This is a genomic window from Pseudomonas sp. FG6 (assembly GCF_057809015.1).
Genome location: NZ_JBMDJD010000002.1, coordinates 127,035 through 153,075, shown reverse-complemented (window position 1 = coordinate 153,075; position 26,041 = coordinate 127,035). Strand labels below are relative to the sequence as shown.

The 26,041-nt window shown below is 60.8% G+C and carries 29 protein-coding genes; 17 read left to right on the top strand and 12 right to left on the bottom strand.

The window, feature by feature from the left end; genetic code table 11:
* The 9 genes from ACODSJ_RS01975 (at nucleotide 1) to ACODSJ_RS01935 (ending at nucleotide 9,662) form a co-directional block, all read left to right on the top strand.
* The gene (locus tag ACODSJ_RS01975; protein WP_489100126.1) at nucleotides 1-2,913 is read left to right on the top strand and encodes an aminotransferase; all 2,913 of its coding nucleotides are present in this window, start codon (nucleotides 1-3) and stop codon (nucleotides 2,911-2,913) included.
* Between the two features lie 189 nt (nucleotides 2,914-3,102).
* Complete coding sequence (aguA, locus tag ACODSJ_RS01970; RefSeq protein ID WP_489100125.1) at nucleotides 3,103-4,209, top strand: agmatine deiminase; 1,107 nt, start codon at nucleotides 3,103-3,105, stop codon at nucleotides 4,207-4,209.
* Nucleotides 4,210-4,455: 246 nt separating this feature from the next.
* The gene (locus tag ACODSJ_RS01965) at nucleotides 4,456-4,650 is read left to right on the top strand and encodes a hypothetical protein (RefSeq protein ID WP_489100124.1); all 195 of its coding nucleotides are present in this window, start codon (nucleotides 4,456-4,458) and stop codon (nucleotides 4,648-4,650) included.
* Nucleotides 4,651-4,908: 258 nt separating this feature from the next.
* Nucleotides 4,909-5,574, top strand: coding sequence for a DsbA family protein (locus ACODSJ_RS01960; RefSeq protein ID WP_489100123.1), 666 nt, complete (start codon nucleotides 4,909-4,911; stop codon nucleotides 5,572-5,574).
* Between the two features lie 255 nt (nucleotides 5,575-5,829).
* Complete coding sequence (locus tag ACODSJ_RS01955; RefSeq protein ID WP_489100122.1) at nucleotides 5,830-7,116, top strand: OprD family porin; 1,287 nt, start codon at nucleotides 5,830-5,832, stop codon at nucleotides 7,114-7,116.
* 342 nt (nucleotides 7,117-7,458) lie between these two features.
* Nucleotides 7,459-8,205 carry a 2OG-Fe dioxygenase family protein gene (locus ACODSJ_RS01950; protein WP_489100121.1) on the top strand — a complete coding sequence of 249 codons (747 nt, stop codon included), beginning with the start codon at nucleotides 7,459-7,461 and terminating at the stop codon, nucleotides 8,203-8,205.
* Nucleotides 8,206-8,218: 13 nt separating this feature from the next.
* Nucleotides 8,219-8,656, top strand: coding sequence for a GNAT family N-acetyltransferase (locus tag ACODSJ_RS01945; protein WP_489100219.1), 438 nt, complete (start codon nucleotides 8,219-8,221; stop codon nucleotides 8,654-8,656).
* Complete coding sequence (locus ACODSJ_RS01940; RefSeq protein WP_489100120.1) at nucleotides 8,653-9,366, top strand: AzlC family ABC transporter permease; 714 nt, start codon at nucleotides 8,653-8,655, stop codon at nucleotides 9,364-9,366. The genes ACODSJ_RS01945 and ACODSJ_RS01940 overlap by 4 nt, the downstream gene beginning before the upstream one ends.
* Nucleotides 9,345-9,662: an AzlD domain-containing protein gene (locus ACODSJ_RS01935; RefSeq protein WP_489100119.1), complete on the top strand. Its 318-nt coding sequence runs from the start codon at nucleotides 9,345-9,347 to the stop codon at nucleotides 9,660-9,662. Before ACODSJ_RS01940 ends, ACODSJ_RS01935 begins: the two co-directional genes overlap by 22 nt.
* Here ACODSJ_RS01935 and ACODSJ_RS01930 read toward each other — a convergent pair.
* Complete coding sequence (locus ACODSJ_RS01930) at nucleotides 9,579-10,505, bottom strand: LysR family transcriptional regulator (RefSeq protein ID WP_489100118.1); 927 nt, start codon at nucleotides 10,503-10,505, stop codon at nucleotides 9,579-9,581. The genes ACODSJ_RS01935 and ACODSJ_RS01930 overlap by 84 nt on opposite strands.
* A gap of 445 nt (nucleotides 10,506-10,950) precedes the next feature.
* On the opposite strand from ACODSJ_RS01930, the gene ACODSJ_RS01925 reads away from it, so the two are divergent.
* The 4 genes from ACODSJ_RS01925 (at nucleotide 10,951) to ACODSJ_RS01910 (ending at nucleotide 12,704) form a co-directional block, all read left to right on the top strand.
* The gene (locus ACODSJ_RS01925) at nucleotides 10,951-11,241 is read left to right on the top strand and encodes a type II toxin-antitoxin system RelB/DinJ family antitoxin (protein ID WP_489100117.1); all 291 of its coding nucleotides are present in this window, start codon (nucleotides 10,951-10,953) and stop codon (nucleotides 11,239-11,241) included.
* Nucleotides 11,207-11,521: a type II toxin-antitoxin system YafQ family toxin gene (locus tag ACODSJ_RS01920; protein WP_489100116.1), complete on the top strand. Its 315-nt coding sequence runs from the start codon at nucleotides 11,207-11,209 to the stop codon at nucleotides 11,519-11,521. Before ACODSJ_RS01925 ends, ACODSJ_RS01920 begins: the two co-directional genes overlap by 35 nt.
* Nucleotides 11,522-11,616: 95 nt before the next feature.
* Entirely contained in the window at nucleotides 11,617-12,027 is a 411-nt protein-coding gene (locus tag ACODSJ_RS01915) for an MbcA/ParS/Xre antitoxin family protein (protein ID WP_489100115.1), read from the top strand.
* Nucleotides 12,027-12,704, top strand: coding sequence for an RES family NAD+ phosphorylase (locus ACODSJ_RS01910; RefSeq protein ID WP_489100114.1), 678 nt, complete (start codon nucleotides 12,027-12,029; stop codon nucleotides 12,702-12,704). The genes ACODSJ_RS01915 and ACODSJ_RS01910 overlap by 1 nt, the downstream gene beginning before the upstream one ends.
* A 43-nt stretch (nucleotides 12,705-12,747) precedes the next feature.
* Here ACODSJ_RS01910 and ACODSJ_RS01905 read toward each other — a convergent pair whose 3' ends face one another.
* On the bottom strand, nucleotides 12,748-13,656 hold the full coding sequence (locus ACODSJ_RS01905) for a LysR substrate-binding domain-containing protein (RefSeq protein ID WP_489100113.1): 909 nt from the start codon (nucleotides 13,654-13,656) through the stop codon (nucleotides 12,748-12,750).
* An 81-nt stretch (nucleotides 13,657-13,737) separates the two neighbouring features.
* On the opposite strand from ACODSJ_RS01905, the gene ACODSJ_RS01900 reads away from it, so the two are divergent.
* From ACODSJ_RS01900 to ACODSJ_RS01890, 3 genes are read left to right on the top strand one after another with little or no spacing between them, the layout of a single operon-like run.
* Nucleotides 13,738-14,142: a hypothetical protein gene (locus tag ACODSJ_RS01900; protein ID WP_489100112.1), complete on the top strand. Its 405-nt coding sequence runs from the start codon at nucleotides 13,738-13,740 to the stop codon at nucleotides 14,140-14,142.
* Between the two features lie 47 nt (nucleotides 14,143-14,189).
* Complete coding sequence (locus ACODSJ_RS01895) at nucleotides 14,190-15,104, top strand: DMT family transporter (protein WP_489100111.1); 915 nt, start codon at nucleotides 14,190-14,192, stop codon at nucleotides 15,102-15,104.
* A gap of 46 nt (nucleotides 15,105-15,150) precedes the next feature.
* A complete protein-coding gene (locus ACODSJ_RS01890) occupies nucleotides 15,151-15,879 on the top strand; it encodes a helix-turn-helix transcriptional regulator (protein ID WP_489100110.1) in 729 nt (242 codons plus the stop codon).
* On the opposite strand, the gene ACODSJ_RS01885 is transcribed toward ACODSJ_RS01890, so the two are convergent.
* Genes ACODSJ_RS01885 through ACODSJ_RS01840 form a run of 10 tightly spaced genes read right to left on the bottom strand, consistent with a single transcriptional unit; the run spans nucleotide 15,870 to nucleotide 24,585 of the window.
* Complete coding sequence (locus tag ACODSJ_RS01885) at nucleotides 15,870-16,550, bottom strand: 4'-phosphopantetheinyl transferase family protein (protein WP_489100109.1); 681 nt, start codon at nucleotides 16,548-16,550, stop codon at nucleotides 15,870-15,872. The two genes, ACODSJ_RS01890 and ACODSJ_RS01885, sit on opposite strands and share 10 nt — an antisense overlap.
* 41 nt (nucleotides 16,551-16,591) lie before the next feature.
* Nucleotides 16,592-16,999 carry a hypothetical protein gene (locus tag ACODSJ_RS01880; protein ID WP_489100108.1) on the bottom strand — a complete coding sequence of 136 codons (408 nt, stop codon included), beginning with the start codon at nucleotides 16,997-16,999 and terminating at the stop codon, nucleotides 16,592-16,594.
* Nucleotides 16,974-18,380, bottom strand: a complete 1,407-nt coding sequence (locus tag ACODSJ_RS01875; protein ID WP_489100107.1) for a GNAT family N-acetyltransferase — start codon at nucleotides 18,378-18,380, stop codon at nucleotides 16,974-16,976. The genes ACODSJ_RS01880 and ACODSJ_RS01875 overlap by 26 nt, the downstream gene beginning before the upstream one ends.
* Nucleotides 18,381-18,439: 59 nt before the next feature.
* On the bottom strand, nucleotides 18,440-18,997 hold the full coding sequence (locus ACODSJ_RS01870; RefSeq protein WP_489100106.1) for an RBBP9/YdeN family alpha/beta hydrolase: 558 nt from the start codon (nucleotides 18,995-18,997) through the stop codon (nucleotides 18,440-18,442).
* Nucleotides 18,987-20,699 (bottom strand): chloramphenicol-biosynthetic FADH2-dependent halogenase CmlS, encoded by a 1,713-nt coding sequence (cmlS, locus tag ACODSJ_RS01865; RefSeq protein ID WP_489100105.1) that lies wholly within the window; start codon nucleotides 20,697-20,699, stop codon nucleotides 18,987-18,989. The genes ACODSJ_RS01870 and cmlS overlap by 11 nt, the downstream gene beginning before the upstream one ends.
* 15 nt (nucleotides 20,700-20,714) lie before the next feature.
* Nucleotides 20,715-21,308 (bottom strand): LbetaH domain-containing protein, encoded by a 594-nt coding sequence (locus ACODSJ_RS01860; RefSeq protein WP_489100104.1) that lies wholly within the window; start codon nucleotides 21,306-21,308, stop codon nucleotides 20,715-20,717.
* Nucleotides 21,308-22,669 (bottom strand): ANL family adenylate-forming protein, encoded by a 1,362-nt coding sequence (locus ACODSJ_RS01855; RefSeq protein ID WP_489100103.1) that lies wholly within the window; start codon nucleotides 22,667-22,669, stop codon nucleotides 21,308-21,310. The genes ACODSJ_RS01860 and ACODSJ_RS01855 overlap by 1 nt, the downstream gene beginning before the upstream one ends.
* Nucleotides 22,666-23,361 carry an SDR family NAD(P)-dependent oxidoreductase gene (locus ACODSJ_RS01850; RefSeq protein ID WP_489100102.1) on the bottom strand — a complete coding sequence of 232 codons (696 nt, stop codon included), beginning with the start codon at nucleotides 23,359-23,361 and terminating at the stop codon, nucleotides 22,666-22,668. The genes ACODSJ_RS01855 and ACODSJ_RS01850 overlap by 4 nt, the downstream gene beginning before the upstream one ends.
* 1 nt (nucleotide 23,362) lies before the next feature.
* Nucleotides 23,363-24,250: a GNAT family N-acetyltransferase gene (locus ACODSJ_RS01845; protein ID WP_489100101.1), complete on the bottom strand. Its 888-nt coding sequence runs from the start codon at nucleotides 24,248-24,250 to the stop codon at nucleotides 23,363-23,365.
* Nucleotides 24,251-24,276: 26 nt separating this feature from the next.
* The gene (locus ACODSJ_RS01840) at nucleotides 24,277-24,585 is read right to left on the bottom strand and encodes a hypothetical protein (protein WP_489100100.1); all 309 of its coding nucleotides are present in this window, start codon (nucleotides 24,583-24,585) and stop codon (nucleotides 24,277-24,279) included.
* Between the two features lie 199 nt (nucleotides 24,586-24,784).
* Here ACODSJ_RS01840 and ACODSJ_RS01835 point away from each other — a divergent pair, with 199 nt between their 5' ends.
* Nucleotides 24,785-26,038, top strand: a complete 1,254-nt coding sequence (locus ACODSJ_RS01835) for a cation:proton antiporter domain-containing protein (RefSeq protein ID WP_489100099.1) — start codon at nucleotides 24,785-24,787, stop codon at nucleotides 26,036-26,038.
* The last annotated feature ends 3 nt before the right edge of the window (nucleotides 26,039-26,041 follow it).

Genomic DNA, 26,041 nt, shown 5'->3' with positions numbered 1-26,041 from the left:
ATGCCACTCGCTACGTTGGTTCACCGTGCCAGTTTGCCAAGCCCACAGGTCAGCGCCGCTCAGGCGGTGGCGCTGCTGCGCTCGAATTATGGACTCAGCGGTGACCTGCGACCCCTTGGCAGCCACCAGGACCTCAACTACCGCGTCGACAGCGAGCGCGGGCGATTCGTGCTGAAGATTTGCCACGGCGACTACGCCCTCCAGGAACTCCAGGCTCAACATGCTGCGCTCAAGCAGTTGGCCGGGCACGGCGCGGTGAAAGTGCCGCGGGTGATCGTGGCGGGCAACGGCGAGGACCTGCTGACCCTGGAAGTCGACGGGCAAGCGGTTCATGTGCGACTGCTTGAATACATCGAGGGGCAGTCCCTCACGGCGCTCAAGCACCTCACGCCCGAGCTGGTGACCGGCCTGGGCCAGCTGTGCGCGGAAATGGACCTGGCCCTGGCGGCTTTCGACCATCCGGGCCTGGAGCGCACCCTGCAATGGGACGCGCGTCACGCCCCCGCCCTGGTCGATCACCTGTTGCCCGTCATCGAGGACGATCAACGGCGCAAACTGATCGCCGAGGTCGCGCAACAGGCCGAGCGGCGCTTGCAACCGCTCAAGGCCAGCCTGCCCGTGCAGGCGATCCACATGGACATCACCGATGACAATGTGGTCTGGCAGCGAGATGCCCAGCGCCAATGGCAATTGCAGGGTGTGATTGATTTCGGCGATCTGGTCCGCACCTGGCGCATCACCGATCTCTCCGTGACCTGCGCAGCCCTGCTGCACCACGCCGACGGCGATCCGTTCTTCATCTTGCCGGCGATCAAGGCCTACCACGCGGTCAATCCCTTGCAGCGCCAGGAGCTGTTGGCGCTGTGGCCGTTGATCGTCGCGCGCGCCGCCGTGCTGGTGCTCAGCGGTGAGCAGCAGGTTTCCATCGATCCGGATAATCAATACAGCCGCGACAACCTGAAACATGAGTGGGAGATTTTCCACGTCGCCCACTCGGTGCCCCTCGAACTGATGGAAGCGGCGATCCTCAGCGCCGTGGGCCAAAGTCTGCCGCCGATAGCCGACGAAGGCTTTGCGCCGCTGTTGCCGACCCTGGTGGGACGCGAATTCGCCTTGATCGACCTTGGGGTGCTGAGCCCGCATTTCGAAGCCGGCAATTGGGAGCAACCCGGGACCGACCAGCGCCTGCTGGGCGAAGCGGCGGCTGTCCATGGGTTGGCGGCGAGTCGCTACGGGCAGTATCGGTTGTCCCGTACCCGGCCGGACAGCGCCGTTGAACCGGATACTTATCCGCTGCACGTGGAGTTGCATGTTCCTCAAGGTACCCCGCTTGAGTCGCCTTTCGCCGGGGTGGTGCACAAGTCCGCCGACGGCGTGTTGCAGCTCGACAGTGCACAGCTGAGTGTGCGCCTGTGGGGCGTCATGTCGCCGCTGCATTCCGGCGCGGCACTGGTCAAGGGGCAAGTGCTGGGCGAGGTGGTCGGTCCGTTGCGAGTGCAACTGTGTCGCGGCGGGCAGTTGAATCCACCGTTGTTCTGCGCTCCCTCCAGGGCCTCGGCCTGGCACCAGCTCTGCCCGTCGCCGGCGGTCCTGCTGGGGCTGGCTTGCGATGCCGAGCCAGAGGTGGACCCCAAGGCGCTGCTGGCTCGGCGTGATGCGAGCTTCGCCCGTTCCCAGAAGCATTATTACGTTGACCCGCCACGGATCGAGCGGGGCTGGCGCAACCATCTGATCGACATGCAGGGGCGTTCCTACCTCGACATGCTCAACAACGTCGCGGTGCTGGGCCACGGCCACCCGCGCATGGCCGCCGTGGCTGCCCGGCAATGGTCGCTGCTCAATACCAACTCGCGCTTTCACTATGCGGCCATCGCTGAATTTTCCGAGCGCCTGCTGTCACTCGCGCCGCCCGGCATGGACCGGGTGTTCCTGGTCAACAGCGGTACCGAGGCCAATGACCTGGCCATTCGCCTGGCCTGGGCCTACAGCGGTGGGCGCGACATGCTCAGCGTGCTGGAGGCCTATCACGGCTGGTCGGTGGCCGCCGATGCGGTGTCGACGTCCATCGCCGACAACCCCCAGGCCCTGAGCAGTCGCCCGGACTGGGTGCACCCGGTCACCGCGCCGAACACCTATCGCGGTGAATTCCGCGGGGCCGACAGCACGCCGGACTACGTGCGCAGCGTCGAGCACAATTTGGCGAAAATCGCGGCGAACAAGCGTCAGCTTGCCGGCTTCATCTGCGAACCGGTGTACGGCAATGCCGGTGGTATCGCGTTGCCGCCCGGTTACCTGAAGCAGGTCTACGGGTTGGTGCGCGAGCGTGGCGGCGTCTGCATCGCCGATGAAGTGCAGGTCGGTTACGGGCGCATGGGCGAATTTTTCTGGGGTTTCGAAGAACAAGGCGTGGTGCCGGACATCATCACCATGGCCAAAGGCATGGGCAACGGCCAGCCACTGGGCGCGGTCATCACCCGCCGGGAGATTGCCGAGGCGCTGGAGGCCGAAGGCTATTTCTTCTCGTCGGCCGGTGGCAGTCCGGTCAGTTGCCAGATCGGCATGGCGGTACTGGATGTGATGGAGGAAGAAAACCTCTGGGAAAACGCCAAGGTGGTAGGCGGGCATTTCAAGGCGCGGCTGCAAGCCCTGATCGACCGATACCCCTTGGTTGGCGCGGTGCATGGCTCCGGGTTCTACCTGGGCGTGGAACTGATCCGCAACCGCGACACCCTGGAGCCGGCCACCGAAGAAACCATGGCCCTGTGCGAGCGCCTGCGCGAGCTGGGGATCTTCATGCAACCGACCGGTGATTACCTGAACATCCTCAAGATCAAGCCACCGATGGTGACCTCGCGCCAGAGCGTGGATTTCTTCGTCGATATGTTGGAGAAGGTCTTGGACGAGGGGCTTTAACCGGTCTGGAACGCCAGTCTGCTGTTGTGGGGGCGAGCCTGCTCGCTCCTACAGGGTTTGGTGTGACCTTAATATCGATTTTTGTCGGTATTTTTCCCTTGTTAATTTTTCTTTATGAGATTTTTGACTTTATTGGTCGATATTTATCGTCTATAAAGCTCCCGCCGCCCATCGCCCAGGAGACGATCCATGACAACGCTGCACAGCACGCCCCGCGCAGACGGTTTCTACATGCCCGCCGAATGGGCGACCCAGACCCAGGCCTGGATGATCTGGCCCGAGCGCCCGGACAACTGGCGCCTGGGCGGCAAGCCCGCGCAAGCTGCCCATGTGGCGGTGGCCAAGGCCATTGCCCGTTTCGAACCGGTGACCGTGGCGGTGTCGGCGGCCCAGTACGAAAACGCCCGGGCACGCCTCGATGTGCCGAATATTCGCTTGGTGGAAATGTCCAGCGATGACGCCTGGGTCCGTGATACCGGCCCGACATTCGTGATCAATGACAGCGGCGAAGTGCGCGGCGTCGATTGGGATTTCAATGCCTGGGGTGGTTTCGATGGCGGCCTGTATGCGCCGTGGAACCACGATTCGCAAGTGGCGGGCAAGATTCTCGAACTTGAGCGCAGCCCGCGTTACCGCACCGAAGGTTTCGTGCTGGAAGGGGGCTCGATCCATGTCGATGGCGAAGGCACGCTGATCACCACCGAAGAGTGCCTGCTCAATCGCAATCGCAACCCGCACCTGCGCCGTGAAGAGATCGAAGCGGTGCTGAGTGCCCAACTGGCCGTGGACAAGATCATCTGGTTGCCGGACGGCTTGTTCAACGACGAAACCGACGGCCATGTGGATAACTTCTGCTGCTACGTGCGGCCTGGCGAGGTACTGCTCGCCTGGACCGACGATCCACAGGACCCGAACTTCGCCCGCTGCCACGCGGCGATGAACGTGCTGCAAAACAGCACCGATGCCAAGGGGCGCCCGTTCATTGTGCACAAGATGCCCATCCCGGGGCCGTTGTACGCCACCGAAGAGGAGTGTGCCGGCGTGGATGCGGCGCACGGTTCCCAAGAGCGCAATCCCAGCGTGCGGCTGGCCGGTTCCTACGTGAACTTCCTGATCGTCAACGGCGGCATCATCGCGCCGAGTTTCGACGACCCGATGGATGCCCCGGCCAGGAAGATCCTGCAGGACCTGTTCCCCCAGCATGAAGTGGTCATGGTGCCAGGTCGGGAGTTGTTACTGGGCGGCGGAAATATCCATTGCCTTACCCAACAACAACCCGCACCGCACACAAAATGAGTGGCGATGTAACAACTTGGTGACATTGGCGCCGCAGGCTCTGCGCCGGTGCTTTTGGATCCATCCAGGCAAGCCCGCGGCCCCATTGGGACGCGGGTTTTTTTATGCCTGTCGGGTGGCATTGCAGGCACTTTGGCATAGCTCTTGTATCTGCATCCCGGCTTGCGCGAGCGCAGCTGAGTTGTATTGTCATAAATCTTGGATAAATTGGCCGTTCGTCGACCAGGTGAGGGCGCTGGAGTGAATATGATAGGCGAGCGCATGTGCCATCCCTTGGCCGTTAATGGTGAGGCGCTTCAAGCCTTGGTGCAGTGGTTGAAGTCCAACGGGACGCGTCAGATCAGGGAACCTGATCCGCGCCAGATGATCGTTGAACGCTACCCTGTTGGCCTGTTCAGCGAGGCTGAGCTCGAAGCGTTGTGGGATGTGATGCAAGGATAGAATTCGACGGATCGATAAAAAGCGCTGGCCAGCATGGCAGCGCTTTTTTTGTGCCCGCTGGATTTCAAGTGCGCACAAAGCCCGGTGGTGCAGGCAGGTCCTGAAATCCCCCAAAGCCCACTCCCACAGGGTAGGTGTTTATGTCAGTGGGGCATTCGACCGATTCACGAAACAAACTGAAACCCGTTCCAGCATTTTTCCGCAGCGTTGTGCAGACTAATCTGCAGCCATCGAATCCTCATGGCTAGTGGAGCCCCCATGACTCTCCTTCATTACATCTACGACCCGCTGTGTGGCTGGTGCTACGGCGCCAAGCCGCTGGTTCAGGCCGCCCGGGAAGTATTGCCGGTCCTCGCCCACGGTGGCGGCATGATGACCGGCGCCAATCGCCAGCAGGTCACACCGCAATTGCGCAATTACGTGATGCCCCATGACCGGCGTATTGCCGAACACACCGGGCAGCCGTTTGGCGAAGCCTATTTCGAAGGTTTGCTGCGCGACAGCAACGCCGTGTTCGATTCAGCGCCGCCGACGGCCGCGGTCCTCGCTGCCGAACAGCTCGAAGGCCGCGGCCTGGAGCTGCTGGGGCGCTTGCAAACTGCGCACTATGTCGAAGGTCGGCGCATTGCCGACGAGGCTGTGTTATTGGAACTCGCACAATCCATTGGCTTGCAGGCCCAGGCGTTTCGATCAGTGTTCGAGGCGGTCGATGTGCAGGCGCACATCAAGGCCAGTCGCACGTTGCTGAGCCAGGTCGGCGGCCAAGGCTTTCCGACGTTCGCCTTGGAGCAGGACGGCCGGTTCACGCTGATCGACATGGGGCCCTGGCTCGGCAAACCCGAGGCATTCGCCCAATGGTTGAAAAGCGCGGTGCCGGAACAGGCCGCTACGCCGGCAGCGGCCTGCGGTCTGGATGGTTGTTAATTTTGATCGGTTCTTGGACGTTTTTTGCCTGATTACAGAAGATTGCCGAAATTGACACGTCATTGGCGGCGCGACTAGGATTCGCCCACGCCTGTGGCTAACAGCCATGACTCTTAAATAATAAAAGGGCCCGACACGATCACTCGTGGGCGGGCCTTTTCATTATTTCAGGAGCAAGAGTCCGAAAAAGAGCGCGAAAAGCGCCATTTCGGCTGCCCGTCACAGTGCGCATCAACCCATACAAGGAAAATAAACATGTTGAACAAGCGCATCAGTTTGATCGCAATGGGGATCTTGAGCACGACACACGCCATGGCCAACGACCAGGCAGGGTCCAAGGGCTTTGTTGAAGACAGCAGCTTGAAAGTGCTGTTGCGCAACGCCTACATCAACCGCGACTACAAGGACGGCAGGGAGGACAAGGCCGAGTGGGGCCAGGCGGCCATCGGTACCTTCTCGTCCGGTTTCACCCAGGGCACCGTGGGTGTGGGGGTCGATGCATTCGGCCTCTACGCGCTGCGCCTGGACGGTGGCAAGGGGCGCAGCGGTGCGGGCGGCATCGACTTCTTCAAGCAGGGTGACAGCGATAACGCCGCCGATGATTTGTCCAAGTTCGGTGCAGCGGTCAAGTTCCGCATCTCCAACACCGTGCTGGCCTACGGTGACCAGATGCCGGCGCTTCCGGTGCTCAACTACGACAACTCGCGCCTGCTGCCGGAAAGCTACACCGGCACGCTGATCACCTCCAGGGAGATCAAGGGGCTGGAGCTGAACGCCGGTCGTTTCACCGCCGAATCGCGCAAGAGCGCCGAAGGCCGTGACAGCGGTGGCCTGAAGTCGATCAACGTGCTGGGCGGCAGCTATCAGTTCACCGAGCAGTTCAAGGCTTCGCTCTACGCCTCGGACGTCGAGGATGTCTTGAAGAAACAGTACGTGAACGCCAACTACGTGTTCCCGCTGGCCAAGGATCAATCCCTGACCCTGGACTTCAACGGTTATCGCACCCAGTTGGACAACCGCTACGTTCGCGAAAACAGCGTCACGGGCGACGACAACAAGATCTGGAGCCTGGCCGCTACTTTCGCCACCGGGCCGCACAGCTTCACACTCGCCCACCAGCGCAGCACCGGCGACAGCAACCTGGGCTACGCCTACGGCGGTTACCAGCGCGGGCAGAATCGCGTGGGCGACGGCGGCAACACCATCTACCTGGCCAACTCCTACTGGTCGGACTTCAACGCCGAGGATGAGCGCAGCTGGCAGTTGGGCTATGGCCTGGACTTCACCACCTTCGGCGTACCGGGGCTGACCTATAACGTCGCCTATGTGCGTGGCGATAACATCACCACGTCCACCAGCGAAGGCGGTACCGAGCGCGAGATCTTCAACCAGTTCAAGTACGTGGTCCAGGGCGGTCCGGCCAAGGACTTGAGCGTGAGGTTGCGCAGCTCGGTCTTGCGTGTGTCGCAGAAATCCAGCGAGTACAACGTCAGCGGCAATGAGCTGCGGGTGTTCGTGGATTATCCGATCAGCGTCTTCTGATGGTGTGACGAGACCCTGATACCCGAGGGTCTGTAACGTGGCGAGGGAGCTTGCTCCCGCTGGGTTGCGTAGCAACCCCCATTGGGGGAGCGCTGCGCACTCCAGCGGGAGCAAGCTCCCTCGCCACGTTCATATGACGTCCGCCTTCGCGTTCGGGTGTTTTTCGGCGCGATCAGTCAAAAAACACCTGTAAAAGCCGCTTTTTACCCGAGAAAAAGTCGTACTGAAAGCACTTCATCCTGCGTTTCAAATGCGCTTTGAAATGCCTCAAATTCTTTCTCATGGACGTAAATCCTGCACCTACTAGATTAGGCCGCTCAATGCAGCGGAGACCTGATAACAATGATCGTTTTGAACAGGGAAGTGGGCGAAGCGCTACGCCGTGACAAATACGTCAACGTCCGCGGTGGGGACTTCAACCTCTACGGTCATTTCGGCGACTTTGTCCGGCTGACCAAAAGCTGGGAAAACATGGAGCCCGACAGCTATTACGGCCAAGCCGAGTCAGGCATGCGTTTTCGCCGCTACAGCGACTTCGAATACAACCCCTCGACTCGCGAGCTCAAGCAGCTTGAGCACCGGGCCTACATCCAGTCCAAGGCCAACAACCGCTATGTCGGCGGCCTGGAGCGGCACTTCCAGGACTTCTCCAACGAAGTGATCAACTCGCCCGTGATGCGCAGCCTGATCGACACCGACTTCGAGGTGTACAAGCACGTCCTGCCGCAGGAACTGCACGATGAAGTCTGGCAGTGCCAGATCCATCAGATCCGCATCGAGATCAAGCCGGGCAAGCAACTGGAGATCACCCCCGAAGGCATTCATTGCGACGGCTACCCGTTCAGCGGCGTGCACTTCTGGGGTCGCCACAATGTGGCGGGGGCAGAAAGCCGTTTGTACACCGCCGAGCAAGAGCAACTGGCGGCGTTGACCTACGAGGACATCCTCGACACCACGTTCTTCCTTGACCGGGACATGCGCCACTACGTCACCCCGGCGCGTAACACCCACAGTCATGAAATGGCGTTCAGACAGATCCTGGCCATTTCTTTCTCGCGGCCCGGGACCGCTTTCGACATTGTTCGCTGAACGGCTTGAAGCCATGGGCGACCCGGTGCAGGAAGTTCTGCTGCGCCGGGCCATGGTCAGGGACGCCGAACGGATGGAACATTTTTTTCGCGGCTTCGACGAAGTGTCGTTCTGCGAATGGCAGGATGCCCGGTTCTTGCGAGGGATATTGTTGCAAAGCACCACCACCGCTTATCTGGCGATCGATGCCAATGACCGGGTGGTGGGCGCGGTCATTGGCGGCATGCTCGGCACCCGTGGCACGATCAACCACTTGGCGGTCAGCCCACGGCATCGCACCCGAGGGTTGGGCCAACGCCTGGTGGGAGCGGCTTGCGCCGACATGAAGCGGGTCGGCGTGTTGCGCATGTTCCTTTTCGTCGACGATGCTAATCTGGCCGGCAAGCGCTTCTGGGCGGCCCAGGGCTTCTGTGAGCCCCGGGGTGAAATCACTTTCGAGAGGGATCTATGAACAAGACTTCCAGCCAGCCGCTGGTGGTCGAACCACAAGCCTCGCGTACCTTCGCTGAAGCCAGTCCGGTGGTAGCGGGATATTTCACGGTTTCGTTTGTGTTCGGTCTGATGGCGGTCAACGCCGGGTTGCCCCTGTGGCTGCCCGTGGCGATGTGCCTGTTCGTCTACGCGGGCGCCTCGCAGTTTGCAGCCTTGGCGCTGATTTCCAGCGGCGCGTCGCTGACCACCATCGTGCTCACCACGTTCCTGATCAATGCGCGGCACATGCTGATGTCGGTCTATATGGCCAAGGCCCTGCGTGCGCTGGGGCTCAGTCGTTTCGAGCGCTGGTGCTATGCGGCGGGGCTCACGGATGAATCCTTCGCTTTCCACAGCGTCAAGCTCGGCAGCGGGGCCCCGGTGAGCGTGCGTTACCTGGTTGGTTTCAACCTGTTCTGCCACACCTCCTGGGTGCTCGGTGGCTTGCTGGGCGCGGTGTGCGCGCAGTACGCGGCGCACCTGATCAAGTACCAGCTCGACTACGCCCTGACCGCGATGATGCTCTACGTGCTGGTTTCGTTGTGCAACACCCGCAACAAACTGATCGCCGCCCTGGCAGCTGTCGTCTGCATGGGCGGCCTGAGCCTGCTGGGCAGTTCGCCCTTCAATGTCTTCATTGCCACGTTCGTGGGCTGCGGGGTGGGTGTATGCCTGACCAAACGTTCCTGATCCTGGTCGTGGTCCTGATGATGGCCGTGACCTTCTTGCCCCGTGCCCTGCCATTGCAGGTCAACACCGAGCACTGGCCGCCCTTCGTCGCCCGTGCCCTGGAGTACCTGCCGGTGGCGATCGTCGCCGCCATCAGCCTTTCCCCGTTGTTGATCAAGGATCAGCAGATACAACTCGACCGCCCGGAATTCTATGCCGCGATTCCGACGCTGTTATGTGCGTATTTCAGCCGTAACCTGTTTCTCAGTGTGGCGGTGGGTACGGCGGCGTACATCGCGCTCGGTGCGTTCCTGTAGCCGCAGGTCCACCACGTCGTGCAACGCCTGGCCTGACAATTGTGGATTGTTCACCGCCAGGCGGACGTCGAGAAAATCCTCGAAATCCGGGACGATCGCCAGGCCATTGCGCAGTGCCGCGTCCCGGGACACCAGGCCGAGGCCATCGAGCTGGGCAATCAACGATAAGGTGAGGGTTTCGCTGCAGGAATACACGACCCGCTGGCTCGAACCATATTCGCCCAGTCCGGCATCGAGCAGGCGAAGGAAGCTGTGGGAATAGGGGCATTCCTGTGCGGGACGTACCTGAAACTTGTCGCCGAGCGAACACAGGGTGTCGTCCTCGTCGCCACAGTGGGCGCCCACCACTCGCACTTGCACATCCGGCATGGTGATGCTGGAAAACCCATTTTGTTGCGGCCCGATCAGGATCGCCAGGTCGAAGGCTTCGTTCTTGAGTTTGCTCAGGTTCTCCATCGACTCGGCGTAGCTGAACTCCAGCTGGTGCTGGGGGAAAACCGCGATCAGTCGGTCGACCATTCGCCGGTTGAATTCCGCTGGCAGGGTGGTATTGAGCGCAACCTTCAAAGTGCATTGTCCTGGCGTCCTGAGCGCCTTGACCTTTTCCTCCAATTGGCGCGTGGCCACCAGCACCTGATCCATGAAAGGGGTCAATTCCGAGCCTTGGCTCGTCAGGGTCAGGCCCTTGTTCGAACGTTGGAACAAGCGGAAGCCAAACTGCTCCTCGACCTTGTTCAACTGCGCTGCCAATGCCTGCACCGTCAGGCAGGAATGTTCCGCCGCCGCCGACAAGGAGCCGGTCTGCACGATGCGCATGAGATTGCGTAGGGTTCTGCTATCCATGAGGTAATGCCCTCTGCTTAAGTGGGCTCGCTATTGTTGTGCACTTGGCCCGGGTCAGGCGGTGCATGCGGCTATCATCATGCACCTCGCCACGGTTGTCGCGATTTTGTCGCGAAAAGCTGTGGGAGGCGATGGTTGGAGCTTATGTGGGATTTGGGGAGTTTGCCCAGTCGATGCTGACTGCATTCAGCCGACAGGATCCTATGTGGAGGTCTTGCGAAAAATCCTGCATGAATCTCGGAGCCCTCCCAATCTCATGGCTGATCGCTCTGATAGCCGTCTTTGAAGACTCAGGCTGAAATACACCCCTTGATGTAGTCGACGCCAAACCTGCCTTATTGATGTCAGCCCGCTTATCCACCTGACATTGACCCGTGACGGCAGGCCCACCACAATGTTTTGAGGTAGCGCTAATGTAGCTACAAAATTAATGATGAGGTTTTTTATGGGTGCAATATTGAAAACCACTGACGTGCGTTGCCGCATTGATGAGGACTTGAAGGCCCGTGCGACAGAGGTTTTGAACGCCTGTGGATTGAGTGTTAGCGACGCGATGCGTCTTTTCCTGCGCCAGGTTGTCGAGGTTCAGGGGCTGCCATTCGAGGTGCGTGTGCCCTCGGACAAGACGGCGCGAGCCATGATGGAGGCACGAGATATCCGTCAACGGTTCGACTCGATAGACGACCTGCTGAGAGAGGCTGATGACGAAACCGAGAGAACAGCAAAAACGCGCTGAACTACCGAAGCAATGCGCCTATACGTCAGAATTCAAAAAGTCCTGGGAGCGTTACAAGCGGGCAGGACGACGGGATATGAATGAAGTGCGTCATGTGATGGTGCTGCTGTTTTTGGGGGAGCAGTTACCGAGCGAATACATGGATCATGCCTTGACGGGTAGCTGGGAGGGATTTCGAGAGTGCCATATTGGCGGTGATTTCCTTCTGATTTATGAGCATTCGCGCCCGAACCTGGTCACGTTTGTTGACCTGGGAAGTCATGCCGAATTGTTCAGATAAGGAATCGATTAAATACAGTTGCGAATAAAAAATAAAAAATAATCCACATCTGTACTATCCTTTAAGCACCACCCCGCTACAAAGGAGCCCAACCCATGGCGACTTCCTCCTTCACCCTCAACGCACAACAACAGTTGGACTCCCCGGACGCGGGTCGAGTCGCGTTGAAATTTTTCTTCAATCTCATGGCGCTCTGGGGTTGCAGCGTCGAGCAACAGCGCACCTTGTTGGGCAGGGTGGGCAACACGACTTTCTACAAGTACAAACAGTTGTCGGGAAACGTACGGCTGCCGCGCGATACGCTGGAACGCATTTCCTACCTCATGGGCATTCACAAGGCGTTGAGCATCATCTTCAGCAATAGCCGGAACCGGGCGTACCAGTGGGTCAGCAGCCCTAACGCGGCGGCACCGTTCAACGGCCAGTCGGCGCTGTCCTACATGTTGACCGGGCGGGTGGTGGACATCGCCGACGTGCGCCGATACCTCGACGGGGTGCGCGGTTGATGCTTCCTCCCCTGGCGGACCCGCAATGGAAACGGGCGTATCGGATCGTCAACAGCAGCTTCCCGCCGATTTCGCTGTTTGAAGATGTACTCGATCCAGAAGACTTGCCCACGGCCTACGCGCTGGAAGCGCTGACCAACGACCGGCTGATGGAGCAGGCGGGCGTGCTGTCCCGCGTACGCCCCGAGGACCGCGTTTCCGGGCCCGGCTCCTCGCCCGTGATGGCGGCGTTTACCCACATCGGCAAGAGCAGCCGCTTCAGCGACGGCACCTTTGGCGTCTATTACGCGGCCAGCAGCCAGGAAGCCGCCATTGCCGAAACCTGTTATCACCAGGCGCGCTTCCTCGGAGCCACCAACGAGCCGGACCTGGAATTGACCATGCGCACCTACGTCAACCAGGTCGTCAAACCGCTGCACGATATCCGCGCTGACTATCTTCACCTGCACGACCCGGATCCCGGCGCCTACGGCCCGTCCCAGGTCTTCGCCCGGCAATTGCGCGAAAGCCTGTCCTGGGGGTTGCTCTACAACAGCGTGCGCCTGCCCGGTCACGAATGCGTGGCCGCGTTCCGCCCGCCGGCGGTGTCGATTCCCGTGCAGGGCAAGCACATTCGGTATGTCTGGAGCGCCCAGAGGCGGGAGATTTCTTTTGTGTTCGAGGTGAGTCAGGTGTGAATCAGGGCTTCTAGAGTGTTTTATGGCGGCAGGCCTGCCCCGATCAACCCCTCACCCCTTTGAACCGCTCGACCTCCCCCAGGTAGCGCTTGACCTCTTCGAACAGCCACGCCGCAAACTGCCGGCGCCGTGCCTCGGGACGTTCCTGGCCGGGCAATACCAGCCAGTACGGATAGGCGTAGGGAGCGGTGTACCCGGTCAGTTGGACCAGCTCGCCACGCATGATCGCGTCGTGCACCAGGCTGCGGCGAACCAACGCGATGCCCTGGCCCAGTCGAACGGCTTCCAGCACCAGGTTGGAGTCGTTGCTGCACAAGCCTGAGCGTGGCACGTCCGTGTCCAGCCCGGCGGCCTGGCACCAGGGTTGCCAGGAATCCATGGTGAAGATGATCGTGCTGGCGACAATCTCGGCCGGGGTCCTGGGAAGCTGCCCGCCGTTGAAGCCGGGAGCCGCGACGACCACCATTTCGTCGTGGAACATCAGGCTCTTTTCCAACCCTTCCCAATCGCCCCGCCCCATGCGCACGCCCACATCCACCGACTCCTGGAGCAGGTTCGACACCGCCAGGCTGGCTTGCAGGCGCACGGTGATGTGCGGATGACGTTGTTGAAAACGTTCGATCCGGGGCAACAGCCACGAGCGACCGAAGGACGGCATCACCGCCACCACCAGTTCACACGCCTGGGGCCGCGCCTGCACCTGTCGGGTGGCATCGGCGATGGCGTTCAGCGATTCGCGGATTTGCAGGGCATACAACCGTCCGTCCTCGCTCACCCGCAGGCCCCGACCCTCGCGGATGAACAGGCTGACGCCAACGATGTCCTCCAGCACTTTGAGCTGCTGGCTGATGGCCGAATGGGTGACGTGCAGCTCCTCGGCTGCGCGGGTCACGCTGCCCAGTCGCGCGACGGCTTCGAAACTGCGCAGGCAACTCAAGGGTGGGATGTTCAATAGGTAAGCCCTGCTAACGGAAAACGCAAAAAATGACTGATTTTACAAAGATTGCCGGGGCCGTAATGTAAGTCAAGGTGTATGAACGTCCGGATCAACGTACCACTGGGTATCAACATGGGCCATTTCCACAGCGTCTTTACGTCCGCCTCGGACCCTGGTTTGCAACGCGACGAACCCGAGTGGGTGCAGATCTCCCTGGGCAGGGCGCAGTTGCTCTCGCTTCGGTTCGACCGGTCCATCTATACCCGCTCCCTGATGGGCACTCACTGGATCAGCTGGAATGGTCGCGATGTGCTGCTTGAGCAAGGACAGGTCATCAAGTTGACGGCTGGCGTGGCGCTGATCGATGGCGAAGGGGTGATGCAGGTCGCGGTGGCCGAAAGCGCCGGGCAGGGCGATAACCTGGCGGCGCTGCGCAAGTGGCTGGGATGGGATTTCATGGCGCCGCGTGCGTTGGCACTGCGCATCGACATCAACGGATAGTGGCCTGTGCGGCCTTGCGTCATGACGCCATGGAAGGACAGTGAAACATGCCTTTGCTCATTCGTGCGGCAGAAGGTCGGCTGACACTGGGTGTCGTTGTCCTGGCCTCGACTTTTCTGATGGGTTCCAGTTTTGTCTCCGGCAAGATTTTGCTTAACGAGGGCTTTCCACCGTTCCTGCTGGTGGGCTGGCGTTTTTTCGTCGCCGCGATCGCGACGCTGCCCTTGTTATGGCTGCAAGGCGACTCGTTGTTTCAGGCGCTGTTCCCCCGACACCTGAACGCCAGGCAGGCCGGCATCGTCGCGCTGATAGGCCTGGCGCAGACCGCGGCCGTGATGAGCCTGCTGTTCATGGCCATGCGCACGATACCGGCCTCCACCGCCGCCATCCTGTTGTTCACCAACCCGGTGTGGGTCGCGCTGGGAGCCCGGTTGTTCTTCGCCGAGCCGCTCACGGCCGGCCGCTGGCTGGGGCTGGTGGCGGGCGTGGTCGGGATCGTGCTGGCCATCGGCACGGATGTCTCGCTCTCTGCGGATCCGCAGACGCTGCAAGGTTTTGCCTACGGGGTGGGCTCGGCTATCTGCTGGGCAGCCGCCACATTGATCAACAAGCGCAGCCACTTGCCCATGGGCGTCTGGGCCTTGAGTTTCTGGCAAATGTTCATCGGTTCGCTGGTGGTGCTGGTGTTGGCCGGCCTGGTGGGCGAGCGCTGGCCTGCGCACACCTCCGCCAGTCAATGGGGCTGGTTCCTGTGGCTGGCCATACCGGCGTCCACTGGTTCTTTCGGGCTGTGGTTCGTGGCGTTGAAGCAGGGCAACGCGAGCCGCGTCAGCGGCTATCTGTTCTTCGCGCCGTTGTTCGCCGTGTTGCTGTCGTTTGTCGTCTTGAACACGCAACTGTCCTGGTTGCAAGGCATGGGCGGGTTATTGATCGCGCTCTCCATTTGGAGGGTGAACAGGTAAGGCCCGTCGGACGCGGGTGAACAATTGAGTTCAGGAGGACTTAAGGATGGATCAGGACACCATTGAATCGTTCTCGGTTTTCAGCCGTATCGACACGGTTGATGAATGGCGCAGGTGCATGAAGCAACGGGTGCAGGATCTGGGGTTCAGCCGGTTCCTGTTCTGCTTGAAGACCAGCGTCAAGGCCGACCCGCACAGTGCGCTGGTGATCGGCGATTTCCCCAAGGGCTGGCTGCAAGCCTACGAGCGAGCCGGCTACGCCCAGATCGATCCGGTGGCGCTGCATTGCATGCACAGCGTGTTGCCGCTGATATGGACAGAGCGCCTGTACACCAGCAGCAACCAGCGGGCGTTGCGCGAAGAAGCGGCCGGCCATGGGTTGGTCAATGGCGTGACCGTGGCGCTGCACGGCCCCCAAGGGCAATTCGGCACGTTCGACCTGAGCGTCGATGGGGTGAGCGAGCCGGTGGCCAAGCGCGTCATCCAGGCAAGCTGGGGCGAGCTGGCGCTGCTCAAGGATGTCGCGTTGCAAAGCGCCATGAAGTTTCTCGACGCACCGCCCAAGAGCGCCACGGGGATCAAACTCACCAAGCGCGAAAAAGAAGTGCTGCAATGGAGTGCGATCGGCAAGACCAGTTGGGAAATTTCCAACATCTGCAACTGTTCGGAAGCCAGCGTGGACTTCCACTTCAAGAACATCCGCCGCAAGTTTGGCGTGTCCACCCGAAGCGCGGCGGCGGTGCAGGCGCTGTCGATGCGGATCATTCAGATCTGAGGCCCGGGCAGGTCGATCTCCGGTGTTTCCAACCAGGTCAGCGGGCAATCGGCGTCGTCATCGGGGGTGTCAAAGGCGTGGTGACGAATCTGCACGCCGCTCAGGCAGTGTTCGCTGAACAGCGTGCCGATGCCGCTGGCCAGGCTGAAACGGCGCTGGACCGGGCGGCTGTCCACAGGCCAGTCGCACAGGCATTGGCGCTGGCCACGAATGCCGGTGCCGAGGTATTTCAGCAAAGCTTCGCGGCGCGTCCACAGCCAGATGAACCCGCGCGGCTGGGCATGCCTTGGCAGCCCTTCAAGCCAACGCCGTTCGCAGTCACACAAGTAGCGCCGCATCGCGCTCTGCCAGAACACCGGGGCCGGGCCGGTCTCGTAATCGATGCCCACGCGGGTGGCGGCCAACATCAACACACCGATGTGCTCGCCGTAGCTGAGGCTGACAAACAGCCTGGCAGGTGCGGTGACAGACAACTGCCCCAGCGCATCGCGCTCGACACTCAGTTGTGCGTGGGTACAACCCAGTGCATCCGCCGCGTTGACGCGCAGGGCGATGCGGGCATTGATGAAGCGGATCTTGTGGCGGCCTTCCAGGCTCTGGCTGTGGTTGCGTTCTGCTTCGCTGAGCAACGCCCATCCGCGGGCGCGGGCCAGTCGAGCGAGCGTGAACACCACCAGTCGAGGGGCTATTCGATGGGCTATGCCAGAGCCCGTCACGGCAACGCCGGGCGCAGGTTGTGGCGTACTTGCAGGCTGGCGAAGAAACACGCGTAGGCGCCCGCCAGGACCAGCACCGGCAGCAGCGTGCTCAACGGATGCGGTGTGCCCACCATGGCATGAATGCCAAACAGCACGCCGGCATACAGCGCAATCGCCAATCCGGCCGCCAGGGCGGCGGCGTTGTAGCGTTGACTGCTGCCCACCAGGCGGCTGATCAGCGCCGAAAAGGCAAAGGTCGCGACAAAGCTGAGCAACCATTGCGCCAGGGCCGATTCAACCACCTGCAACATCGGCTGCTGACGGGCGCAATAGGCGACCCAGCCGCCGTACAGCGACGCCGAGATCAATGAGCTGAACACCTTCACCCGCGCCGGGTCAGCCAAGGATTTTCTTGAGCGCATGGGCCAGGCTCCTTTTCACATGCAGGCGGGCGGCGGGTACCTGGTACGTCGCGGCCACGTCCCGGACAGTCTGCGCGGTGATGCTGTGCTCGATGGTCGGACCGAACACGTACAGCCAATGGGGCAGCCCGCGATCCAGGCTCGCGAGCAGTTGGCCGACATCGAAGTACATGATGTGCACCCGCTCGCCGCTGTAGGGATGTTGCTTGGTGATCGGCAGGCATTGCGCGCCCAGGCGGGTGTAGATGGGCACCAGCACTTCGATGGCGTCCAGCACGATGTAGCGACAGCGCAGGAACAGCGTGATCCGGCCCAGCTCGCGCAACAGCGCCAACATCACCCGGTGCCCCGAGTATTCGGGCTTGATGGCCACTCGCGACATCTCGACGAACCCGCCGTCCCACAGCCACGGCGGCAAAGGCGTCGAGACCTCGATCTCGCAGCGTTCGCGGTGCCCTTCATTGATGACCACCCGGCCTGCGCCCACGCACTTGCGCCCCAGCCGGGCGCTGACCTGAATCGCGAACGGATCGAAGTCATCCCACAGGCTTTGCGCATGCGCCACTTCGCCCAGGCGTCCGTAATGACGATTGGCGGCCAGTCGGCAGTCGAGCACCTGTTCCAGCTCGCGGGCGTTCTCGACGATGCTCACTGAAATCAGCCGATCGATTGCCGAGCCTTTGCGCAGCCCGGCGGGCAAGCTATCGAAGGTGAAGTCCTCGCGCTGACACAGCAACATCAAGGCCACGGCCTTGCTCGACGCGCTGTCCAGCACGCGGAAATAACAGGTGCGCCGGCCCTGCCATGGGTAGACCTCAAGCACCTGGACCTTCACCGTGCACGGGCCGCTCCAGCGGCAATTGAATTGCAATTGCAGATCCATGCCCGGCATCACGCCAGGGTCCTGCTGGACGATGCGCAGTTCACCGGCCAGCGGGCTCAAGTGGCCGACTTGCACCATCAAGCGACGGTTGAAAAACACCGGGCTGCACGCGCTGGCCGGCAGTGCTCGGCCAGCCTGCCGTGGCTGCTGGGCCAGGCACTCGGGGCGCTCGCCCAGCAGCTCGACGATCAGGCTGGCGGGTGCGTTGGGCAACCACGAAGCCGACAGACGAACCGGCACGGCCGGGCGCTGCAAGACCTGGGCAAAGGTCAGCGCCAGGTTGGTCTTGCCCGATCCCTGCGGGCAGCTGCCCGGCTTGAGTTCCACCAGACCGTGTGTTTCGTTCAATACCTGGAGCGTGGCCGGCACGTCGGATCCATCGATATGGACCCGGACCGCGATCCGGTGCGACTGACCAAACGCGACGCCCAGGATCCGGGGCGACAGCGATGAAGCGAACACACTGGGTGTTTGCAAAAGTGCAGAGCTTGCAGACATATCATCGTCCTGATCGATAAGGTTGCGCAGGCGCCTCCAAGGCGCCTGCGCAAGGTGGATCAAGCAGTCAGCGACCGGGTAAAGTCTTGCAGCAAGTTGTAGCCCGGGTGCCAGTAGCCCAGTTCGGATTTGCCATTGATGTGCCCTTGCGCACCGACGTTCACGCATTCGCAACCCAACTGACGCGCGCTGAGCTGGGCGTATCCCAGCGTCCCATAAGGATCGTTCTCACTGGCAACGATCATCATGGGCAGGGCGGCAGGCAGCGTATGAGCGGGGCGAAAACCCACCGCCTCGGCGGGGAAGCTCGCGCCGTTGGGGTCGGGAACCGCTACGAGAAACGCGCCCAGCACCTTGTCCGGGGCGTGCTCGGCGGCCCATTCGAGCAACAGCAGGCAACCCAGGCTGTGGGCGACCGCGATCATCGGCCGCGGATGCTCCCGCACCCGTTGCTGGAGGTCAGCCACCCATTCGTTGCGCGTCGGGTTGTCCCAGTCGCGATGCTCCAGCCACAACGTGTTGGGGTGCTCGATCTCCCATTGCCGTTGCCAATGATTGGCCCCCGAGTTGCCAACGCCCGCCAGGAACAGCCAGTCGTAGGCGGGCTCAGACTTCATATTCCACTCCCACGCCGTCAAACCGCAGGCGATCCTGTACCCGCACGCGCTCGCCCGTCTTGTCGTAGCCGTCCAGCAAACCGGACTCCATCAGGCGAATCACGAATTGCGAGGAGTTCACTTCGCCCACATCGTTCAGGCGCACCATCAGTTCCTTGTAGCCGAAGCCTTCCTGCTTGAGCGCCTGCATCAGCTGCACCAGCGGGTCGTTGACCGAGTATTTGCTCATGTCCTTGCCGGCGCCGTTGGAGAGGATCTGCTTGAGCTGCAACTTGAAGCTCTGGGGCTCGATCTTGAAGTAATCGGTGGTCTCGACGTGTTCGCCTTTCCATTCGAAGCGAGTGATGCGGTTCAGTTGTTTGGTCAGGTCGGAGATCCAGCGGACCCGCGCCGGGTTGAGCTCCGCGTCCATGAACTCGTCCGTCAGCGTCGGGCGCTGGTGCCGACCGATGGCGATCATGGTCGAGGCGCGGTCCTTGAAATCGCCGATCTGTGGACGGTTCTGTTTTTCACCGTTGACCAGTTGCTCGAACCATTCCTTGCGCTTGAGGCGCTCGTCGGCCGACTCGCTGATGCGTCGCTTGGTCCAGAACTCGGACTCCGGCTCGGTGAAGGACGCAAAGGTGTAAAACGACGCGAGGAACTCGTGGTACTGGTTGTAGGTTTCCTTGTAGCTGCGGTTGTACCAGGCGTGCACCTGCGCCTGCTGCTCGGGGTTGCTCATCAGGTAATCGATGCTGCTCGCCGCGCTCACGGCCGATTGCGAGGCCAGGTGCACGCCTTGGGAAAACAGCGGGTCGGTGAAGCACGCCGAGTCGCCGCACAGGAAGAAGCGCTTGTTGGAGAAGTACTTGGTCTCGTAGGACCAGTCGCGAACCAGCTTGACCTCCTCGCAGCGCTGCACGCCGTTGAGAATGCCCAGCGCGCGCTCGCTCTTGGCCAGTGTCGCGTCGTAGAAGGCTTCCAGTCCCTGGGCCTTGATGTCCGGCAGTTTGCTCTGGTCGACGATGGTGCCGACGCTGTAGATGCCGTCCTTGAGCGGGATCATCCAGATCCAGCCGTCTTCGAACGTGATGGAGAACGTGGTGCCGTTGAGGTCGTTCTTGAACGGGTCGGGGGTCTTGAAGTACGACCACAGCGCCACGCTCTTGTAGAACTCGTCGTATTCGCGCAAATCCAGCTTGCGTACCAGCGGGCTGTTGCTGCCGGAGGCGTCGATCAGGTAATCGGCCTTGAACTCGCTGGTTTCATTCTTGTGGCGCACCTGCACGCTGACGAAGTCATCGTGCTCGACGTCGACATCGATCACCGCGGCTTCTTCGAACACCTTCACCCCGCGTTCGCGGCAGGTGTCCAGCAGCATCTGGTCGAACTCCGAGCGCAGCACCTGGATGGCGTGGTCGAACACCCAGTCTTCGGTTTTGGGCGTGCTGAAGGAAAACGTCCACGGTGCCTCGGTCTTGCCCCACAGGAACGTGGCGGAAGGCTTGAGCACATAGCCGGCCTCGGCAATTTTATCGCTCAGCCCCAAGCGGTGCAGGATCGACAAGGTGCCCGGCAAAAAGGATTCGCCCACCCGGTAGCGCGGAAATTTTTCCTTCTCGAACACCGTCACCTGATGCCCGAGTTTTTGCAGGGTGAGCGCCGCAATGCTGCCTGCAGGACCACCACCCATGACGATGACGTTTGCTTTCTTGCTCATGCGCGAACTACTCCTTTAGACCAGTTGAATGATTTTTTGCCGCGCCGATGACGTGCAGTGGGCGCCTTCGGGAATGGACTCGCTGAGGGTGACACCGGCCTGCACCGTGACGTCGTCCGCCACCACGGTGAGCGGGCTCACCACGACGCTCAGGCCACAGAAAATCCGGCTGCCGAACGTGACGCTGTTGCCGCCGTTGAACATCGGCGAGAGGAAATTGTTGTCGCCGAGCGTCGTGTGATGCCCCACGCAACAGTGGTAATTGATCATGTTCCATGAGCCCAACTGCACGTTGACGCCCAGGTACGCGTCGGCCGCGATGACGTTCCCCCGGCTGCCTGCCAGGTTCAGGTGATGGCGCACGCTGGGGTGGATGAAGTTGGGTGCCGAGAGCCGGCCATCGCTGAAATAGGCGTCGATCAGTCGCTGGCGCTGGGCGATGTCTGAGGTGCCCAGGACATACCGGTGGCCGGCGTCCAGCACCAGCGACGGTTCGCTAGCGGGCGGGATGACGAGGTGGCGCACGCAGGTGCCGGGCTCGATGTCTCGCAGGTAGCTGGCCAATTCCAGGGCGAAGCGTTCGTTGCCGAGAATGACGATATCGCTCATCAGATCACCACCCGGCTTTTCTTGAAGCGGTTGGAAAACGCGATCTCGTCCACTTTGTTGATCTTGACCGGCAACTTGTACGTTTCCAGGCGATCGCTCAGGTGCTCCAGCACGTAGCGCTTGAGTGCTTTCTTGCAGGTGATCGTCGTGGCCTTCACGTCCATGTGCACGGCCTGGCCGGTGATCGCGTTGGGCATCCCGTAGACCAGGCAATCCTCGATCAGGGGATTGGTGAGCAGAATGTTCTCGACCTCCATGGGCAGCACTTTCAAACCGCCGACGTTGATCAACTCCTTCTGCCGGCCCTGGATGCGCAGGTAGCCGGCGTCGTTCTGCTCCACCAGGTCGCCGGTACGGAACCAGCCATCGGCGGTCACGTTGTCGGTGTCCTGGTTCAGGTAGCCTATGAACTGGCTTTGCGTCTTGAGCTGCAACTCGCCGTCGACGATGCGGTACTCGGTGTTTTTGTCCGCCAGCTTGAAAAACGTGCTGGCCGAGGACTGGCTGACCGTGGCACTGATCCCCGTTTCGCTGGTGCCGAAGGTCTGCAACATCTTGGCCTTGGGGAACACTTGCTGGATGCGGTTCAGCAGGCTCTGTTGCATGGTTTCGGTGCCATAGGTGATCAAGCGCACCGACGACAGGTCGTGCTGTTCCTGATGGCGACCCATGAGGATCAGATTGAGAAACGTCGGGCTGACCGGCAGCACCTTGATGCGATGACGTTCGATCAACCGGCAGATCGCCTGGGGCGTGCGCTCGCCTGGCAGTACCGCGCAGCCGCCCACCAACAAGGTATTGAGCAGCGAGTTCAGGCCGCCGATGTGGTCGAACAACAGGAACATCAGGATCGTCGTCGGCTTCTTCTGGCCCTTGTCCAGCTTGGGTTCGATCAGCTCGTCAAAGTCATGCAGGATGGCCTTTGGCGCCCCGGTGCTGCCGCTGCTGAGCAACACCAGCCCGGCGTGTTGCTGGTCCCGCAAGCGTTGGTAATGGGGCGGTGTCGCGCCTTCGGATTTGGGCAGGGAATGAACGCGCAGGCCCTGCTCGCCGACTTCGATCCGGCAGCCGCATTGGGCGGCGTCCTGCAAGGTGGCGACGGCGCGCTCGTTCAGGTCCACCAGCGGTGCGACGATGTTGCGGTTCAAGTACAACGCCAACAGGGTGGCGATGGCACGCACGCTGTAGTCGCCATGCAGAATCACCGCCTCGCCGGGCTTCACGCCCTGTGTCAGCAGCGCCTCCCGGGCGTGCTGGATCTGCTCGCACAAATGGGCATAGCTATGGCTCTGGTCGCCGTGCAGCAACGCGATCCGGTCGGCCGGTTCCGCCAGCGTGTCGAGCAATTGCGAACGACTCATTGCACACCTCCCAGGCTCAGGGTTTCGCCGGTCACAAAGGCAGACTGCTCGCCGAGCAGGAATTCGAGGGGCCCGATCACATCGTTGAACACGCACTGTCGGGCAATGGCCTGGCGCTCGATCATTTTCTGTTTGATCTCCTGAGGCAGCGTACGGGTCATGGAGCTGCGGTACAGCGGCAGCGCCAGGGTGTTGATACGAACATCGAAAGCGATCAGTTCCTTGCTCAGCGTGCGTGTCAGCTGTTCCACCGCGGCCTTGCTGGCGGCATAGATCGACTGGCCGGCAATGGCCCATCGAGTGGCCACGGTCGAGAGATTGACGATGGCGCTCGGCCCTTCGGTTTTCTGCATCAGCTTGACGGCTTCGCGGGTGACGTTGATCAGCCCGAACACATTGCTGGCAAACAGGCCCTGGACGGTTTCCTCCGGGCTCAACAGGAACGGCGCCATGCTGGCTTCGCCCGCGTTGTTGACCAGGGCGTCGAGCCGCCCGTGGGTCAGGCGGATCTGCTTGATCATCTGCCGAACCGCCCGGGCATCGTTCAGGTCCAGGCAAAAGTGTTCATAGCGTTCATGTTCGATACTGCTTTCACCACGACTGCAACCCACGACATGGTCGCCGCGATTTAAAAAGTGCAAGGCCACATCCTTGCCCACGCCTTTGCGTGTACCGGTCAGCAATATAATCATCTCAATGCAACTTATAACCGATGAGCAGGGGAAGGCTATAAACCGGTTTAACACTTTCTGGTGTCAATTGTTCGGACTTGGTCTTGATCAATGAAGGCACGGCCCGCTTGATTCGACGCGACAAGGAAATAGATGCGCCGTTGAACTCGGCCGCGTTGGCTACCAAACATTGAACGCCGAGCATCAAACATAATTTCAGGCGCCAACTGTCGATACTTTCGACGAATAACTGCGGGTCGCTGATATACAAGATGCGGGCAAACGGTTCAAACCAGCGACGGCTCATTTTCTTGACGATCAAATAACAACTGCGTTGGGTTCTTTCATCCACCACGATTAAATGTCGGCATTCCAGCGTGGCATGGTCATGAAAAATAACTTTGTCCCGATCATTCAACCAACCCTGCACGGCACAGGCATCGGTTTCCAATCGATAACGCCAGCGCATCGCCAACGGATTGCCCACGGGATAAATCAATAACAGTTCGGTTTCCAAGTCGGTGAAACCAAACTTCTTGCTGATTTCGTACACGTCCGGGGTCGGCGTGTAGTTGAGCAAGGTCACCTTGCGCATGGACAGCGCCGGCAACAGCAGCTTGAGGCTTTCCTTGCGATAGGCCTCCTTGACGTACCAGCTGTGCAGCTCGCAGAAGCGCTCTTGCGGGCCATTGATCGGCTGGCGGGTGAACAGCAAGCCGAGAAAACCCACCACTTCGTCGCCGTCCTGCATCACATAGCCAAAGTAGTCTTCGCCCCCGGCCCACGGGTCCTGGAACATGCGCTTGCGTATGTTCACGCCGATCCACCGGGAGTTCAGGGTCGACTCGCGCAGCAGCTTGCAGACCGGATACATGTCGTTGCCCAAGGCCTTTCGCACGATCACGTTCACTTCAGATTCCTCGAGCGAGAGTGACCTCAGGCGGAGGCCATCAGCGGTTCCTGGGTTTCGGCGAGAATGAAATCAATCAGGCATTGAACGCTGCTGAAGGGGCTGATGGTTTGCGAGACGGCTTTTTCCGAAGTCAGGGTAATTTCGATACCAAGTTCATCGTCCAAGCCTTCTTCAACCGCCGCTAAAAAGCTGACCAGTTGCATGGAATCAAAGACGCCGGTCGTTCCATACAGCGCCAGGCGATCAATGTTACTCAGGTCGATCTTCTCTTTGCGAGTGGCATTAACTTCGGTCAGTGCCGCTTGGATAATCGTGAATATTTGATCTCTCATTATCGGCCTCGTGAGGGTAACGGCGTTCAACGTAGTGCCGCCAAAGGACGCAAATTGGCAAGGCAGGCGAAATCTAGCAGCTTCCGCTCGTTAAAAAACCTACCTGTTTCGATAGGTTTTTGAATGTTCGGCACTCCGTTAGGATCGAGCGCTATTTGTAATTGGCAACGCACAAATAAGGGTGGCCCGGATGCTATTCATGCAGATCGTATTCATATTGCTGGCGGCCAAGGTCGTGGGCGGGCTATTGAAGAAAACCGGTCAGCCGGAAGTTGTAGGGGAAATGATGGCGGGCTTCATTTTGGGGCCAATAGTGCTGGGTTACTTCTTTCCGCAGTTTCATCATGCACTATTTAAGGGCGACGCGGCGATTCAACTTAAAACCCTCAGTGAACTGGGTATTCTTCTCTTTATGTTCGTCGTCGGTGCCGAGTTCCGCTTTCCGGAACGGACGGGCCCGGGCCTGAACGGCAAAGTGTTGTTGATCGGTGGCTGCAGCATCATCGTACCTTTCGTGCTGGGCGCCGCCATCGCACCGCTGCTCTACGACGCCTTCGCGCCTCCCGGCATCCCGCGCCTGAGCTTCGTGCTGTTCATCGGCACGGTGTTCTCGGTCACCGCGTTCCCCGTGCTGGCGCGCATCCTCAAGGAACGCCAGATGCTGCGCAGCGAGGCGGGCTCCCTGGCGTTGATGTCGGCCGCCCTGAGTGACGTCGGCGCCTGGATCCTGCTGGCCATCGCTGTCATGAGCCTGAAGATCGACAGTCACTGGCAAGGCCTGGCCTGGCGGCTGGCGGGGCTCTTGCTGTTGTGCGCGGTCTCATTTTGGTGCGTGCGCCCGTTGATCAAGGCCTGGATCGACCGTATCGGCGAGGCGGGCGACCCTCGGCTGCTGGTGATGCTGCTCAGTGGTGCGTTGATCTACGGCAGCCTCACGGAATGGCTGCAGGTGCATGCGGTGTTTGGCGCGTTCCTGTTCGGCGCCTGCCTGCCGCGAGACCAGCGCTTGCTGAACATGATCGTCGAGCGCGTGGAGTACGTCGCGGTGATCGTCCTGATGCCGATCTTCTTCGCCCTGGCGGGCCTCAATACCTCGCCGGCGGCGTTCTCCGGGGTAGGCGTCACCCTGCTGGCGCTGGTCCTGGCGGTGGCGGTCGCGGGCAAGCTGCTGGGCGGCGTGCTGGGCGCGCGCATGGCCGGCTATTCGCCTGCGGTGGCCGCGACGGTCGGCGTGCTGATGAATGCCCGTGGGCTGATGGAACTGGTGGTGCTGAAGATCGGCCTGGACCTGGGCATCATCGGCCCGGAGCTGTTCACGCTGTTCGTCATCATGACCGTGGTGACCACGATGATGACCGGGCCGCTGCTGCATGGCCTGAATCGGTTCCAGGCCAGCCGGCGTCTCGTGGCCGCGCGACGGCTGCCGCCCCATCAACGTGAACAAGGTCTTTGACAT